Genomic DNA, 15539 nt, shown 5'->3' with positions numbered 1-15539 from the left:
GCCGTCACGCGCGCAAAACGTCGCCCCAGATGATTTCACATCAACCTTGGAGAGGCTCATGACCACGGTTCTTCAGATCGACGCCAGCGCGCGTTCGGGACGGTCCGGCGAGGCCGCTCATGGCTCGCACACGCGCCGGCTGACCCATCGCTTTGTCCAGCACTGGCGCGCGCTACGGCCCGACGACGAGGTCCTCTATCGCGACGTCGGCGTCCGACCGCCCCGACCGGTGACCGGCGACTGGATCCACGCGGCCTTCACCGCGCCGGAAGCCCGCGAGCCCTGGATGCGCGCGGCGCTCGCCGAGAGCGACGCCCTGGTCGCCGAGCTGAAGACCGCCGACGTCATCGTCATTGGCGCCCCGATGTACAATTTCGGCCCGCCGGCTCAGCTCAAGGCCTGGATCGACAACGTCGCCCGCGTCGGCCTGACCTTCGGCTTCGACCGGTCGCGCGAGGGCGAGCCGTACTGGCCGCTGCTGGCCGGCCAGGGCAAGACCCTGGTCGTCCTGACCGCGCGCGGCGACCACGGCTACGACGCCGGCGGGCGGATCGCCGACCTCGAGCTGGTCACGCCCAGCCTGGCCAAACCGTTGGCCTATCTAGGGATAACCGATCTACGCACGGTGGCGGTCGAATACGACGAATTCGCCGATGAGCGGTTGGCGGCCTCGCTGTGCGAAGCCGAGGCGAGCGTCAGCGCGCTGGCGGAGACGATGGTGCGAGAACGAAGCGAAGAACGGGCGCGGGTCGCCTAGAAAACGGGGCGAAGCCAGAGGCGCGGCGGGCTTAGGCCGCCCGGCGCGCCTTCTTCACCTTGGCCATGGCGCGGTCGCGGCGCAGGCGCGACAGGTGGTCGATGAACAGCACGCCTTCCAGGTGGTCCATCTCGTGCTGGATGCAGACGGCGAACAGGCCCTCGGCCTCCTCGACGACGGTCTCGCCCTGGTAGTTCATGTAGCGGACGGTGACCTTCGACGGGCGCTCGACCTCATCGAAATATTCCGGCACCGACAGGCAGCCTTCCTCGTAGCCCAGCACCTCTTCCGAGGTCGACAGGATCTCGGGATTGACGAAGTAGCGCGGCGCCGGCTCCTCGCCCTCGCGGGCCAGGTCCATGACGATGATCCGCACGGGCTCGCCGACCTGGACGGCGGCCAGGCCGATCCCCGGCGCGTCGTACATGGTCTCCAGCATGTCATCCATCAGCACGCGCAGGTCGTCGGTGACGGTCTCCACCGGGGTGGAGATCTTCTTCAGCGTCGCCAGGTCGGCGGCGTTATCGACGGTGAGGATGCGACGGATAGCCATGATGTTGGTCAGGTAGGCGTCTCATTTCCGAGCGTCAAGGTGGGAGATTGTCCCACCGCGGGCTGGACCGTTCCCAACTTGGTGAGCGGGCGAACCGCCTGTTCCACGGGCGCGGGCTCGGCGATCTCCTTGCCCTCGTGGTCGACCGACAGCTCCTCGAAGCGGCGGGCCTGGGTCAAGACCTGGCTCTCCAGCGAGCCGACGAACTGATTGTACTTGCCCACGGCGCTCTCCAGCGCCTTGCCCATGGCCCCGGCGTGGGCGCCCATCACCGAGACGCGCTTGTAGAGTTCGCGACCGACCTCGACGATGCGGGCGGCGTTCTTGGCCTGATCCTCGGCCCGCCAGCCATAGGCCACGGCCTTGCAGAGCGCGAACAGCGTGGTCGGCGTCACCAGCACCACCCGACGGTCCATGGCCTCGGCCATCAGCTCGGGCAGGCGGTCCAGGGCGGCGGCCAGGAAGCCGTCGCCCGGCACGAACATGGCCACGAAGTCCGGCGAGCCCTCGCCGGCGAACTGGTCCCAATAGGCCTTGGACGACAGGCTCTGCATGTGGCTGCGGACACTGGCGGCGTGGCGAACCATGGCGGCCTCGCGCAGCCCTTCGTCGGCGGCCTCCTGCGATTCCAGGAAGGCATTCAGCGAGCATTTGGCGTCGATCACGAACACGCCGCCGCCTGGCAGGGTGACCTTGACGTCGGGCCGGCGACGGCCCTCCTCGCTGTCGACGCTGAACTGCTCCTGGAAGTCGAAGCGGCTGTTGAGGCCCGCGGCCTCGAGCACGTTACGGAGTGTCTGCTCGCCCCAGCGGCCTTGCACCCCGGCCCCGCGGCGCAGGGCGGCCGACAGCTTGCGGGCCTCGGCCTGGGTGGCGGTCGAGGCCTCCAGCAGGGCGGCGATCTGGGCCTTGAGGCCGCCGGACTCCTCGGCCCGAGCCTTCTCGACGGCGGTGACCTGGGCCTCGAACTTGGCCAGGGTCTCGGCCACGGGCTTCAGCTGGGCCTCCAGGCGGGCCTGGGTCAGCTGGTCCCGGCTCTTGGCGTTCTCGTCGGCGCGCTTGATCAGCTGCTCGGCCACGGCGTTGGCGCTCTGGGCGGCCTGGGCGCGGATCAGCTCGATCTGGGTGGCGGTCTGGTCCTCGAGCAGGCGCGAGCGCTCCTCGGCCTGAGCCACGCGCTCGTTCAACTGCCAGGCTTGCGCCTCGGCCCTGGCCGCCCGGCGCTGCGAGGCGAGCGCCCACAGGGCGCAGGCGGCGGCGGCCAGGGCGAAGACGACGGCCAGGATCAAAAAAGGGTCGGAAAAGTTCATGCTCCGTTCTTAGCCGGAGTCGGCCCGGAGCGGAAGGCGGCCGGGCGAGGCGCCCGGCCGCGGCGCCGTTTACGCGTCGCCGTCCGCGAGGTCGGCGATCAGGCCGTTGATCGGCTCGTCGTTGAAGCTGGTGACGTTGTGACCCTTGTCCACCACGCCGACCTTGGCGACGTGCGGGGCTTCGGTCTCGGCCTCGGGGGCCTTGTCTTCGGGCGTGCTCATAACTTGTGTCCCTCCACTCACGCGCCGACAACCCGTCGAGCGCGATTGGGCGGAGCTTGGCGCGGGAAAACGGCGCTGTCAGCCGGTTTCCGACTCTGTCCCCGCGAAATCCCTCAGGCCGGGCGCCGAGCGCGCAGGGCCTGGGCGATGGTGCCGTCGTCCAGCCAGTCGAGGTCGCCGCCGACCGGCACGCCGCGCGCCAGCATGGTCACCGGGACATTGGTCCCGGCCAGGCGGTCGGCGATGTAGTGGGCGGTCGTCTGGCCGTCGACCGTGGCCGGCAGGGCCAGGATCACCTCCGTCACCGCGCCCCCATCTGGACCATCGCCGACCCGCGAGACCAGCTCGCCGATCCGCAGGGCCTCGGGCCCGACGCCGTCCAGCGCCGACAGCAGCCCGCCCAGCACGTGGTAGCGCCCCTTGAACGCGCCGCCGCGCTCCATGGCCCAGACGGAACCGACCTCCTCGACCACGCAGATCAGGCGCGGGTCGCGGGTCGCGTCCGAGCAGATGGCGCACGGATCGGTGACGTCCAGCGAGCCGCAGACCCCGCAGGCGCGGACCTTGGCCTGGGCCTCGGCCATGGCCAGGGCCAACGGCGCCAGCAGGGTGTCGCGCTTTTTCAGCAGGGCCAGGGCCGCGCGCCGGCCCGAACGCGGTCCCAGTCCCGGCAGCTTGGACAGCAGGGCGATCAGGCGCTCGATCTCGGGTCCGGCGGAGGCGGCCATTGTTTTCCTTAAGAGCCGCTTCCAACGGAAGCGGTGGGCTCTAGAACTTCATCCCGGGCATGCCGCCCATCAGGCCCGCCATCGGACCGGCGGCCTCCTGCATCAGCTGGGCCTGCTTGGCGTCGAGCTTCTTCTTGGCGTCGGCGTGGGCGGCGACGACCAGGTCGGCGATCACCTCGCCCTCGCCCGGCTCGATCAGGCTCTCGTCCAGCGTCACCTTGGCCAGCTCGCCCGTGCCCCTCAGTACGACCGTGACCATGCCGCCGCCCGAGGTCCCCTCGACGGTGCTCTCGGCCAGGCGCGCCTGCGCGTCCGCCAGCTTCTGTTGCATGGCCTGGGCCTGCTTCATCAGGCCGCCGAGGTCTTTCATGTCCAGTCTCCAACTTGAACCTCCCTCCCCCTCGATGGGGGAGGGGTAGGGGTGGGGGTGATGCGGCGGCGGATACGAGCTCCGTCCGGAAACGCTGTCACCCCCATCCCCAACCCTTCCCCCATCAAAGGGGGAAGGGAGAATTCCGCGTTACCCCTCTTCCTCGTCCGGCTCCAGAGGCGGCGCCTCGGGGGTGAGGAGCTTGCGGATCTCGACGATCTCGGCGCCGGGGAAGGCCGACAGCACCGAGGCCACGAACGGATCCAGCTTGATCTCGGCCAGGGCCTCGCGCTCCTCGCGCTTCTGGCGCTCCATCATGCTCTCGGCGCCGCCGCCGCCCTCGGCGGCCACGAGCCAGGGCTGGCCGGTCCATTCCTTCAGCGCGCGGACCAGGCGGCCGGCCAGATTGCCGGGCGCGCCGGGAGCGGCCTCGAAGGTGATGGCGCCGGGCCGGAAGCTGATCGGGCGGACATATTGCTCGACGTCCAGGCGCAGGCCGATGTCGCGCTTCTCGGCGATCAGCTTCAGCACGTCGTCGAACGAGGCCAGTACCGGCATGGCCTGGCCGGCCGGTGCGGCCATGCTGACGGCCTGGGCCGAGACCCCGCCGCCGGACGCCCCGCCGCCCATCGAGACACCGCCGCCCGGACCGCCGCCACCGATCGGGGCGCCGTCGCGCAGGGCCTTCAGCGCCTCCTCGGGACCGGGCAGGTCGGCGGCGTAGCACAGGCGGATCAGGGCCATCTCAGCCGCGGCCATGGCGTCGGGCGCGCGGCGCACCTCGTCGTGGGCCTTCAGCAGCATCTGCCACAGGCGCGACAGCGTGCCGGCCGAGGTGTGGGCCCCGATCGCGGCCAGGCGCGCGGCCTGTTCCTTGGGCATCGACAGGGCGTCGGGTCCAAGAGCCTTGGACACCGCCGCGCCGTGGCAGTGGTCGAGGACGTCGAGCATCACCACCGCCGGATCGGCGCCGAAGCCCCACAGGGCCCGGAAGCCCTCCAGGGCGTCCTTGGTCTTGCCGGCCATGACGTGTTCGAACAGGGCGATGGTCTGGCCGCGATCGGCCAGGCCCAGCATGTCGCGGACGACCGTCGAGGTGACCGTCTGACCGCGATCGGTCTGGACGATGGCCTGGTCCAGCAGCGAGAGGCCGTCGCGCACCGAACCCTCGGCCGCGCGGGCGATCAGCGCCAGGGCGTCCATCTCGATCCGCGCGCCCTCCTTGGCCGCGATTCGATCGAAGTGCTTGACCAGCACGTCGGGCTCGACCCGGCGCAGGTCGAAGCGCTGGGTGCGCGACAGGATGGTCACCGGAACTTTTCGGATCTCGGTGGTGGCGAAGATGAACTTGGCGTGCGGCGGCGGCTCTTCCAGCGTCTTCAGCAGGGCGTTGAACGCCGCCGTCGACAGCATGTGCACTTCGTCGATGATGTAGACCTTGTAGCGCGCTTCGACCGGGGCGTAACGCACCCCGTCCAGCAGCTCACGCATCTCGTCGACCTTGGTGCGCGAGGCGGCGTCCAGCTCCAGCACGTCCATGTGCCGGCCCTCGATGATGGCGCGGCAGTGGTAGCCCTCGGTGGTCAGGTCCACCGAGGGGCCCTTGACGGTGTCGGTCTCGTAGTTGAGGGCGCGGGCCAGCAGGCGGGCGGTCGTGGTCTTGCCGACCCCGCGGACGCCCGTGAGCATGAAGGCGTGGGCGATGCGGCCGGTCGAGAAGGCGTTGGCCAGGGTGCGGACCATGGCCTCCTGGCCAATCAGGTCCTCGAAGGTGCGCGGGCGGTATTTCCGCGCCAGCACCGTATAGGCGTCGCCCTTTTCGTTCTCGGGCGGAGACTCGACCACGGGGCGCGACGCGTCGACCGCCGGCGCGGGCGCGGGCGCGGGCGCGGGCGCGTCGCCGAAGATGTCGGCGGTGTTCTCGTCGCGCTCGGGCAGGTCCTCGGCGGGCGGTTCGTCCCACGGCGGCGCGGAATCGGTCGAGAGGTCGTCGTGGTCGGCCATGGGACGAGTGTAGTGGCCCGGAGCGCGCGGCAAAAGGCCCGGCCCGAACGGACCGACCATCTGCTGACAGATTTTAGGGGAAGGGGAAGGGGAAGGGGAAGGGGAAGGTGGAGACCGGACAGCGACCCAAAGCTGATCTCGTTGTGGCTGCTGCCTCTCGGCCCTGACCAGGTTGGCGAGGACTCCGTCCGCGCCGGTCTCCGAGGCCTATATCGCGACTCATCGCGGCGGATGCAAGGCGCAAGACGCGCGTGCGACGTCGTGACGAGCGATCATACCCGCGCTAGAGAGTCGCCATGCCTCTGTCGATCATCACCAACACCTTCGCCGGCAACCCCTTGAACCGCGCCAGCGAGCGACGCGGCGACGAGTCCTGGCTGGCCGAAAAACTGGCCGACGCCGAATCCCTGGCCGTGGCGCTGTGGAACGGCAAGCCGCTGGTCGAGGACATCCTGGACGAAGACGGCCAGCCGACCGGCGTCCAAATCGCCTATCTGCGCGCCGACATGGCCCAGGACCTGGCCGGGAGCAGCGAGAAGCTGCTGTTCCTGGGCCTGTGGAAGGACATCGCGGTCTTCGCCGTCGACATCGAGGGCGCGGCCGATCCGGCCGAGGGTCCGCTACAGGGTTTGGGCCGGTTCGAGGAGTTGCGCGGCGTGGCCGCGACCATGCCGCCTGCCGACGCCGGCATCCTGGCCACCGCCAAGTCGATGTTCGAATGGCGCCGCCGCCATCGCTGGTGCAGCACCTGCGGCCAGAAGAGCGAGGTCGCCGACGGCGGCTGGAAGCGCGTCTGCCCGTCCTGCGAGGCCGAGCACTTCCCGCGCACCGATCCCGTGGTGATCATGCTGGCCGTTCACGACGGCAAGTGTCTGCTGGGTCGTCAGGCGGCTTGGCCGGCCGGGATGTTCTCGGCCCTGGCCGGCTTCCTCGAGCCCGGCGAGACCATCGAGGAGGCCTGCGCCCGCGAACTGAAGGAGGAGGCGGGCCTGAACGCCACCGCCGTTCGCTACCACTCCAGCCAGCCCTGGCCGTGGCCATCCTCGCTGATGATGGGCCTGATGGCCGACGTCGACAGCGCCGAGGCCGCGCCGGACCAGACCGAGCTGGAAGAGGTGCGCTGGTTCACCAAGGAAGAAGCCGCCCAGCTGCTGAAGGGCGAGCTGGACGGGCTGTTCATGCCCCCGCCCCTGGCCATCGCGCACCAGCTGATCAAGAGCTGGGCGGAGGAAGGCTAAGCCACTTGCCCCCTCCGGGCCTGCGGCCCTCCTCCCCCGAAGGGGGAAGAGGAGTCACCATCCGCCCCCTCCGGGGGCGGACGACCTGCGGCGCAGGTCAGGTGGGGGCCAGCGGCGCTTGCCGATGGATCACCTAAACGGCGGCTCGTCGAACGCCCGGAGCTTGCGCGAGTGCAGGTTCGGGCCTTCGGCGTGCAGCAGCTTGCAGGCCATGATGCCGATCTGCAGATGCTGGCTGATCGCCCGCTCGTAGAAGGCGTTGGCCTGGCCGGGCAGCTTGATCTCGCCGTGCAGCGGCTTGTCCGACACGCACAGCAGCGTCCCGTACGGCACCCGGAAGCGATAGCCCTGGGCCGAAATCGTCGCCGACTCCATGTCGATGGCCACGGCCCGACTCTGGTTGAAGCGCAGGGCCGAGAGGCTGTGGCGCAGTTCCCAGTTGCGGTCGTCGGTGGTGACGACGGTGCCGGTGCGCAGGCGGCGCTTCAGCTGATCGCCGCTGTCGCCGCTGATCGCCTTGGACGCGTCGTAGAGGGCGCGCTGGACCTCGGCGATCGACGGCACCGGGATTTCCGGCGGCAGCACCGCGTCCAGCACGTGGTCGTCGCGCAGATAGGCGTGGGCCAGGACGTAGTCGCCGATGGTCTGGGTGTCGCGCAACCCCCCGCAGTGGCCGATCATCAGCCAGGCTTGCGGACGAAGAACGGCCAGGTGATCGCAGATCGTCTTGGCGTTGGACGGGCCGACGCCGATATTGACCAGCGTCACGCCCGAGCCGCCCGGCGCCATCAGGTGGTAGGCCGGCATCTGGTGCTTGCGCCAGGTCGACTCCGCCACCGCCAGTTCCGGATTGGCCGTGTTGGCGGTGATGGTCAGGCCGCCCGAGCACGACAGGGCCGTATAGGGGCTGTCGGGCGCCTTCAGTTGGTCGATGCCCCAGCGGACGAACTCATCGACATAGCGGTGGTAGTTCGTGAACAGGATGAACTGCTGCACGTCCTCGGCCGGGGCGCCTGTGTAATGCTTCAGGCGGGCCAGCGAGAAGTCGGTGCGCAGGCCGTCGAACAGCGACAGCGGGCGCGTCTCCTCCAGGGCCGGGTTCCAGACCCCGTCGGCGATCTCGTCGCCGATGAAGGCCAGGTCGGTCGTCGGGAAGAAGCGGGCGATGTCCTCGCTGCGCACGTCGGCCTGGTTCAGGTCGATCGTGGCGTCCAGCACGTAGGGGTACGGGATTTCCTGGCGCGAGCTCTCGACCTCGATCTCGACCTCGAAGTCGTCCATCAGCAGGGTCAACTGCTCGACCAGATAGTCGCGGAACTGGGCCGGCTTGGTTACGGTGGTCGAATAGACGCCGGGGCGGCTGACGCGGGCGTAGGAGCGGGCCAGCTTGGGCGGCAGGGCCTCGGGATCGTAGGTCAGGCGCAGCTCGGGATAGGCGAAGGTCCCGTCGAACCGCTGTTGCGGGTCGGGACGCGTTCCATGTTCCAGATAGGCCTTCAGGGCGGTCCGGAGGGCGCCCACGGCGCGCTCGTATTCGTCATTGAGCCGTTCGACGACGGCGATTGCTTTTTCTTGGTTTGACATGGGTCCTTATAGCGGCGTTTCGCGACATTGGCGAGACGTCGGTCCGTCAAAAAGAGAATGATTTATTACTTAGCGAGGCCGCCCGCCGGACGGCCCTCCTTCGCCGCAGGCTGAGCCTGTTTATCCGGCTTGGCGCGCGCCAAGCCGCGCCGAACGTCGCAAGGGCATGGACGAACCCGCGTTCGTCGGCCACAAGGGCTGAAATGCTCAAGGAACGAGCGGATAGCGGCGCGGGCGTCCCCGCGCGTCATTCCATCGTACTTCGAAGAACCAAAACAGGCCGTCGACGCCACATCCGCGGCGCCAGGGGGATACATGAACAAACGCTTCGCCTTTTTGATCGTCGCGGCCATGGTGCTGGGCGTCGCGGTCGGCTGGGGGTGCAACCAGTACCTCGACGCGGATCAGGCCAAGAAGGCCGCCGAGCTGGCCTCGCTGCTGCCCTATATTTTCCTGCGGCTGATCAAGATGATCATCGCGCCGCTGGTCTTCACCACCCTGGTGGCTGGCATCGCCCACATGGAGGACGCCGCCGCCGTCGGACGCGTCGGCGTCAAGGCCATCGGCTGGTTCCTGACCGCCTCGATCCTGTCGCTGCTGATCGGCATCGGCATGTTCCACCTGCTGGACCCCGCCCACGGCGTGGTGCTGAAGGAAGTGGCCGAAGCCGGCGCGCCGCCGTCGGCCGCCGGCGCCTTCACGGTGAAGAGCTTCATCGACCACCTGATCCCGGCCTCGCTGTTCGAGGCGATGTCGAAGAACGAGATCCTGCAAATCGTCGTCTTTTCGATCTTCGTCGGCACGGCTGTCGCCACCCTGGACGACAAGGCCCCGGCCGTCCTGCAGGTCACCGAGCAGGCGGCCTCGATCATGCTGAAGGTCACCGGCTTCGTGATGGCGCTGGCCCCGCTGGCCATCTTCGGCGCCCTGGTCAACACCGTCGCCAAGGAAGGCCTGTCGATCCTGGGCGTCTACGCGCGCTTCATCGGCTCGTTCTACGCCGGCCTGGGCGTGCTGTGGCTGCTGCTGTTCCTGGCCGCCTTTGCCTTCCTGGGCAAGCGGACTCTGAAGCTGTTCGGCTTCATCCGCACCCCGGTTCTTCTGGCCTTCTCGACCGCCAGCTCCGAGGCGGCCTATCCGCGCCTGCTGGACGGCCTGCCGACCGTGGGCGTGCGCCGCAAGATCGTCAGCTTCGTCCTGCCGCTGGGCTATTCGTTCAACCTCGACGGCTCGATGATGTATTGCACGTTCGCCACCCTGTTCATCACGGCGGTGCACGGCGTCCACCTTACCTTCGAGCAGCAGGCCTCGATGCTGCTGCTGCTGATGGTGACCTCCAAGGGCATGGCCGGCGTCCCCCGCGCCTCGCTGGTGGTGATCATGGCCACCCTGACCTATTTCGGCCTGCCGGAAGCCTGGATCGCGCTGGTCCTGGGCGTCGACCACCTGCTGGACATGGGCCGCAGCGCCACCAACGTCGTCGGCAACAGCGTCGCCGCCGCCGTGGTCGCTAAGTGGGAAGGCGAGCTCGACCCGATCGAGCCCGAGCCCGCCCCTCAAGCCTAAAGAGGGGCCTGAGCCCTTACCGCATAACGCCTTCGAGACAGCCCGCCTCCCACCCGGAGGCGGGCTTTTTCGTGTACAGTTTCAAATGTACAGTAAAAACTTGACAAGCTCCGGAAGAGGCCCAATCTCTTGATACGAGGGGCTTTTTAGGACGACGACGTCATGAGCAAGATCATCGCGCGCGCCGGGCTGATCGCGCTGGCCCTGGCGAGCCTAGCCGCCAGCGGCGCTTCGGCCCAGGGCGACGCCCAGGCCGCGACGGCTTCCAAGGCCATCAAGCCCGCCCGGCAGTGCTTCTACCTGTCCGACTGGCGGGGCTGGACCGCCCCCGACAAGAACACCCTGTACATGAAGGTGCGTGGCCGCGACGTCTATCGCGTCGACCTGGCCTACGGCTCCAACCAGCTGACCTGGCCGGGCACGCATCTGGTCTCGGTGGTGCGCGGTCCCGACAGCATCTGCCATCCGCTGGACCTGGATCTGCGGGTCGCGGACGACATGGGCTTCGCCATACCGATCCGCGCCAAGACCATCACCAAGCTGACTCCGGACGAGATCAAGGCGATCCCGAAGAAGTATCAGCCCTAACTGGCCGCGGCGTTCAGCAGGGCGACGATCATCGCATTGGCCGGCGTCGCGATCCCGTGCGCCGCGCCCTTACGGACGATGACGCCGTTGCGGGCGTCCAGCTCCATCGGCCGGCCGGCGGCGCGGTCGGCGTGCAGCGAGTTCATCGACTCGGGAACCTGGGCCCGATAGCCCGCGATCACCTGGTCGGGCAGGTCGTCGGAGAGGTCCGCGCCCTCGGCCCGGCCCACCGCCACGCACTCGCGGACCAGCGTCCGCATGACCTCCGCCGCGCCCTCGTCGTGGGCGACGATGGCGGTCTTCAGCACCAAGGCGTTGACCGCCCCGGCGCAGTTCAGGGCCAGCTTCTTCCAGGCCTGGGTCGTGAAATCGTCGACGACCAGCAGGTCGATCGGAGTGTGGGCGAACAGGGCCGCGAACGCCTCGCCGGCCGCGCCCGCCGGAACCTTGATCCAGCCGTTCAGCCGCTGCAGCACCCGCCCTGGCGCCGAGCGCTCGGCCGGAATGTCGACCACCGCCGGGACCAGGGCCTCGGCCGCGACCTTGCCCTCGAACGGGACGGTGTGCTCGACGCCGTTGCGCAGGATGGCGACGCGGGTCCCCGGCCCGACCAGCGCGGCCAGCCAAGCCATGGTCCCGTCGCTGTCATAGGTCTTGGTCGCCACCAGCACCCAATCGACGGCCTCCAGGCCCTCGGGCGAGGTCGCCACGCGCGGGCTGGCGGTGATCGGGCCTTCTGGCGTTTCGACCGCCAAGGTCTCGAACGGCGTGCGGACGCAGGCCGTCACCGCGTGGTCGGGGTTCTGGGCCAGCCAGGCGGCCACCGTGCCGCCCACGGCGCCCGGGCCAATCACCGCGATGCTGGTCATGCTGAAGCTCCCGACAGATTTGCGCCTGTCCTAGAACGCGTTCGCGACGGCTTCTAGCGCTTTCGCACACTGGCCTCGGGCGTGAAGAAGCTGCCCTGGAGGGGGATCGAGCACGGTGTCCGGCTCAGCCGCACCTCTCCTTGCCGATCCTTGGACTTGCGCCCGCCGCCGAACTTGATCGAGCAGTTGAGGACGCGGAAATAGTCGCCATCCGGCTGGGCGCCCCCAGGTTTCGGATCGCCGTAGGTTCGCCCCGACGGGCCCGCCGCGGCGACCGCGTCGTAATAGGCCCGCTTGCCCGGATCCATCGGCGCGTCGTAGCTGGGCGTCGTGGCGTCCAAGCGCCCGAAGCGCTCCTCGCAGGCTTCGCGCTCCTCCCGCGACCGGGACGCCGCCCGCGCGCAGCCGACGCCGGCGCGCAGCGCCGCCTGCAAACCGCCCGGCGCGACCGCCGGCGGCGCGGGGATTGTCGCGACACCCTCGGGAACGGGTGCGGCCGGTCGAGGCGCGTAGGCGGCCGCCTCTGGCGGTGACGCAGCCTCGGGGCGCGTCGTCGCCCGTCTGGCCAAACTCGACCGCGAAGGCCGTTCCGGCCTGGCGGGCCTCATCAACTCGACGGACATCAACGAGAGGTCAGGACCGTTCGCGTACAGGTTCGGCGCCTGGGGCCAGGCCAACCAGATCAGCACAGCCGCGTGCAGCGCCAGCGACAGCCCCGCGATCAGTCCCAGCCGCGCTCGTCGCGAGATCGCCATCCCACCGCCCCCAACCTCAGGCTGCGAGACTGCGCTTCGCGCTGTGTCCGAAGCGGGGCCGCACCAAGGCGACGGTCAGGCTTTCGGGACCGCGCCTGGACGGCCGAAACGACGAAGGGCGGGACCTCGCGGCCCCGCCCTTCACCTACGCCCCTTGAAGACGCGCCCTATTCCGCCGGCAGGTTCTCGCCGCGCTTGCTCAGCATGGTGTCGAAGCTGGACCACACGCCCTCGGCGCCGTGCCATTGGCCCTTGGTCGCGGCCTTGGAGTATTCGGTCGCCCGGGCCTCGAAGAAGTTGGCGTGCTCGACGCCCGACAGCAGCGACTGCAGCCAGGGCAGCGGGTTTTCCTTGATGCCGTACACTTCCGGCAGCTGCAGCTGGCGCAGGCGCCAGTCGGCGATGAAGCGGATGTACTGCTTGATGTCGTCCGGGGTCATGCCCTGGATCTCGCCGGCCTCGAAGGCCAGGTCGATGAAGTTGTCCTCCATGCCGACCACGGTCTTGCAGCAGTCGACGATATCGTCGGCCACGGCCTTGGTCACCGCGCCCGTCTCCTTGTTGAAGGCGTGGTACAGCTTGATGATGCCTTCGCAGTGCAGGCTCTCGTCGCGGATCGACCACGACACGATCTGGCCCATGCCCTTCATCTTGTTGAAGCGCGGGAAGTTCATCAGCATCGCGAACGAGGCGAACAGCTGCAGGCCTTCGGTGAAGCCGCCGAACATGGCCAGGGTGCGGGCGATGTCGGCGTTGGTCTCGACGCCGAACTTCTGCATGTAGTCATGCTTGTCGCGCATGGCCTGGTATTCCATGAACGCGCCGAATTCGCTCTCCGGCATGCCGATGGTTTCCAGAAGCAGCGCGTAGGCCGCGATATGGATGGTCTCCATATTGGCGAACGACGACAGCATCATCTTCACTTCGGTCGGTTTGAACACCCGGCCGTAGCGCTCCATGTAGTTGTCGGCCACTTCGATGTCCGACTGGGTGAAGAAGCGGAAGATCTGCGTCAGCAGGTTCCGTTCCTTGTCGTTCAGCTTGACGGCCCAGTCCTTGAGGTCCTCGCCCAGCGGCACCTCCTCGGGCATCCAGTGGACCTGCTGCTGCTTCTTCCAGAAGTCGTAGGCCCACGGATAGCGGAACGGCTTGTAGGCGCCGGACGGGGTCAGGAGGCCGGGCGTGGCGATCAGCTTGGCGGACATGGCGAACCCTGGAGGCGAGAATCGTGAGGCGGCGATAAGGTAGTCTCACCCTACCAAAGCCTTCGGGTTCATCTAGTGGTTCCGGTGTCGCAGCCACACAAGATGTTGTGAGTGCGTGTGGATAAGTCAGGAAGCTTGACCATGAATTCGTACCGGATTTTCAGCGCCCTGGGCTCGGGCGGCGTACCCGTCGAGGCCGCTATGTCCTTGATCGGCCTGCCCTATGAGGTGATCGAGGCGCCGACCTGGGAAGGCGAGGCGCAGCAGGCCAAGGTCGCGACGGTCAATCCGCTGAGGCAGATCCCGGCCTTGATCACCCCCGAAGGCGAGACGATCACCGAGAGCGCGGCCATCCTGATCTGGCTGGCCGACCGCCATCCGGAAGCGAAGCTCTCCCCCGCCCTCGACGCGCCCGAGCGGGCTCAGTTCCTGCGCTGGATGACCTTCCTCCCGGCCTCGATCTATTCGCTGTTCTGGGTGCGCGACGAGCCCGCGCGGCTGGGCGGCGATGATCCGGAGGTCCAGGCCAGGATCAAGGCGGCGACGGCCGAGCGGATCGTCGACTGCTGGGCGATGATGGAGAGCCAGGTTTCGCCGGGGCGGTACCTGCTGGGCGACACGCTGACGGTGCTGGACCTCTACGTCACCGTTCTCAGCCGCTGGGGGCCGAGACGCGTGCGGTTCTACGAGGCCGCGCCGCGGATGGCCGAGGTGGTCAAGCGGGTGGACGCCGATCCGAGGCTGGCCGAGTTCTGGGCGCGGCGGTTCCCGTTCTTTGACGGGTGGGAGCGGCTGGGGCAGCAGGGGTGAGGGAAATCACTTGAGCGCCTCGACACGATCTTCCCACACGACCATATTACTGGCAGGCGATTACACACACCCAATATCAGAACACCTCACATGCAATCATATTTTGGCTCAAAGAAAATTACAAAAAGCCCCGCTTCATCCCTGTACTTTCGAGTGAACGCTCCTTTGGGAATTTTTTTACCTTCACTGAGATTCTCAATGCCAAACATCACACTCGCATAGTAGCTTGATCTAAAAGCCTTCTTCAGTATGCGCCCGTGAACGTCAAAGAAGCTCAAAAAAGCAACCAATTCTTCCTGCCCCCATCGCGTCCGAATGTCGTATCGCGGCTCAGTCGTGATTCCATGGACGAGCAAGTTTCTATTCTTCAAAAATAGATCAATGTTATCCCTTAAAAGAGGCTCTATTACCCAAGCCTCCTCTATACTTTTTATCATATTTCCTAGAGTTTTTCGCCTCCACCCCATCTTTAAATCATTTATTGTTTCGTATTTTTCTTTTTGCCTCCTGGACAATCCTAGAATGAATGAGTTTGATATGTAAAATTCTATAAGCTGACACATCGCCAAGCACATACCGAGCATTGTTATGATGTGCTGAGTTCCACCGTCCCAAATATCCTCATCTTCATACTCCATGCCCGAAAGAAGGGGGTCCGACCTCAACGCGGCAACCGCAGCCATGCCGATGCGCCGAACTCTCGTTATACCGCATGGGTAAAAATCATCGACTTCATACACAAAATCTTCGATTAACATCTCCGCAGTTTTGTCAATTACTCTAAATTTTGCACCTAATTTTTCAAATAAATACTTTCCATAAACATATCCAGGCCATTTTCTGTCGGGATTATTCCGCAAATAATACCGACCAATACCATCTGGTATTTTGCAAATTCTCGTCGCAACGACCTCATCCGGATAAAATCCATTCATGTGGATTTCTACGCTACATGCGCTCCGGGAATTTCGAGCGACCAC

General features: G+C 67.0%; 16 protein-coding genes and 1 other RNA gene. 5 read left to right on the top strand and 12 right to left on the bottom strand.

The features are described 5' to 3' along the window. The first annotated feature begins 58 nt into the window (after positions 1-58). Positions 59-757, top strand: coding sequence for an FMN-dependent NADH-azoreductase (locus ABIC66_RS16545; RefSeq protein ID WP_354071376.1), 699 nt, complete (start codon positions 59-61; stop codon positions 755-757). Between the two features lie 31 nt (positions 758-788). On the opposite strand, the gene def is transcribed toward ABIC66_RS16545, so the two are convergent. The 7 genes from def to ffs all read right to left on the bottom strand — a co-directional run bounded on the left by def (position 789) and on the right by ffs (position 6147). Beyond that, the gene (def, locus tag ABIC66_RS16540) at positions 789-1310 is read right to left on the bottom strand and encodes a peptide deformylase (protein WP_354071375.1); all 522 of its coding nucleotides are present in this window, start codon (positions 1308-1310) and stop codon (positions 789-791) included. A gap of 8 nt (positions 1311-1318) precedes the next feature. Beyond that, positions 1319-2620: a DNA recombination protein RmuC gene (locus ABIC66_RS16535; protein ID WP_354071374.1), complete on the bottom strand. Its 1302-nt coding sequence runs from the start codon at positions 2618-2620 to the stop codon at positions 1319-1321. Between the two features lie 69 nt (positions 2621-2689). Then, entirely contained in the window at positions 2690-2842 is a 153-nt protein-coding gene (locus ABIC66_RS16530; RefSeq protein ID WP_082009170.1) for a hypothetical protein, read from the bottom strand. A gap of 113 nt (positions 2843-2955) precedes the next feature. After that, positions 2956-3570: a recombination mediator RecR gene (recR, locus tag ABIC66_RS16525; RefSeq protein ID WP_354071373.1), complete on the bottom strand. Its 615-nt coding sequence runs from the start codon at positions 3568-3570 to the stop codon at positions 2956-2958. 40 nt (positions 3571-3610) lie between these two features. Continuing rightward, positions 3611-3940 (bottom strand): YbaB/EbfC family nucleoid-associated protein, encoded by a 330-nt coding sequence (locus ABIC66_RS16520; protein ID WP_354071372.1) that lies wholly within the window; start codon positions 3938-3940, stop codon positions 3611-3613. Positions 3941-4090: 150 nt separating this feature from the next. Further along, a complete protein-coding gene (locus ABIC66_RS16515; protein ID WP_354071371.1) occupies positions 4091-5944 on the bottom strand; it encodes a DNA polymerase III subunit gamma/tau in 1854 nt (617 codons plus the stop codon). Between the two features lie 105 nt (positions 5945-6049). Further along, an RNA gene (ffs, locus tag ABIC66_RS16510) (signal recognition particle sRNA small type) lies at positions 6050-6147 on the bottom strand. Between the two features lie 93 nt (positions 6148-6240). Between ffs and nudC the strand changes: the two genes are divergently transcribed. Next, positions 6241-7182, top strand: coding sequence for an NAD(+) diphosphatase (gene nudC / locus ABIC66_RS16505; protein ID WP_354071370.1), 942 nt, complete (start codon positions 6241-6243; stop codon positions 7180-7182). 129 nt (positions 7183-7311) lie between these two features. On the opposite strand, the gene ABIC66_RS16500 is transcribed toward nudC, so the two are convergent. Further along, positions 7312-8766 (bottom strand): AMP nucleosidase, encoded by a 1455-nt coding sequence (locus ABIC66_RS16500; protein ID WP_354071369.1) that lies wholly within the window; start codon positions 8764-8766, stop codon positions 7312-7314. Between the two features lie 315 nt (positions 8767-9081). On the opposite strand from ABIC66_RS16500, the gene ABIC66_RS16495 reads away from it, so the two are divergent. Then, positions 9082-10332, top strand: coding sequence for a dicarboxylate/amino acid:cation symporter (locus tag ABIC66_RS16495; RefSeq protein ID WP_354071368.1), 1251 nt, complete (start codon positions 9082-9084; stop codon positions 10330-10332). A 162-nt stretch (positions 10333-10494) separates the two neighbouring features. Next, positions 10495-10920 carry a DUF6491 family protein gene (locus ABIC66_RS16490; RefSeq protein ID WP_354071367.1) on the top strand — a complete coding sequence of 142 codons (426 nt, stop codon included), beginning with the start codon at positions 10495-10497 and terminating at the stop codon, positions 10918-10920. Here the strand turns inward: ABIC66_RS16490 and ABIC66_RS16485 are convergent. The 3 genes from ABIC66_RS16485 to ABIC66_RS16475 form a co-directional block, all read right to left on the bottom strand. Next, a complete protein-coding gene (locus ABIC66_RS16485; RefSeq protein ID WP_354071366.1) occupies positions 10917-11789 on the bottom strand; it encodes a 2-dehydropantoate 2-reductase in 873 nt (290 codons plus the stop codon). The two genes, ABIC66_RS16490 and ABIC66_RS16485, sit on opposite strands and share 4 nt — an antisense overlap. Positions 11790-11842: 53 nt before the next feature. Continuing rightward, positions 11843-12544 (bottom strand): hypothetical protein, encoded by a 702-nt coding sequence (locus ABIC66_RS16480; protein ID WP_354071365.1) that lies wholly within the window; start codon positions 12542-12544, stop codon positions 11843-11845. A 167-nt stretch (positions 12545-12711) separates the two neighbouring features. Next, on the bottom strand, positions 12712-13749 hold the full coding sequence (locus tag ABIC66_RS16475; protein WP_354071364.1) for a ribonucleotide-diphosphate reductase subunit beta: 1038 nt from the start codon (positions 13747-13749) through the stop codon (positions 12712-12714). Positions 13750-13890: 141 nt separating this feature from the next. Between ABIC66_RS16475 and ABIC66_RS16470 the strand changes: the two genes are divergently transcribed. Then, complete coding sequence (locus ABIC66_RS16470; RefSeq protein WP_354071363.1) at positions 13891-14559, top strand: glutathione S-transferase family protein; 669 nt, start codon at positions 13891-13893, stop codon at positions 14557-14559. A gap of 86 nt (positions 14560-14645) precedes the next feature. Here ABIC66_RS16470 and ABIC66_RS16465 read toward each other — a convergent pair whose 3' ends face one another. Further along, positions 14646-15494, bottom strand: a complete 849-nt coding sequence (locus ABIC66_RS16465) for a hypothetical protein (RefSeq protein ID WP_354071362.1) — start codon at positions 15492-15494, stop codon at positions 14646-14648. Between the last annotated feature and the right edge of the window lie 45 nt (positions 15495-15539).

Origin of the sequence: Caulobacter sp. 1776, assembly GCF_040545685.1 — a bacterium.
In the GTDB taxonomy this organism is placed as follows: Bacteria; Pseudomonadota; Alphaproteobacteria; order Caulobacterales; family Caulobacteraceae; genus Caulobacter.
Note: the sequence above shows the minus strand (reverse complement) of the source record. Positions and strands in the feature narration are given on the sequence as shown.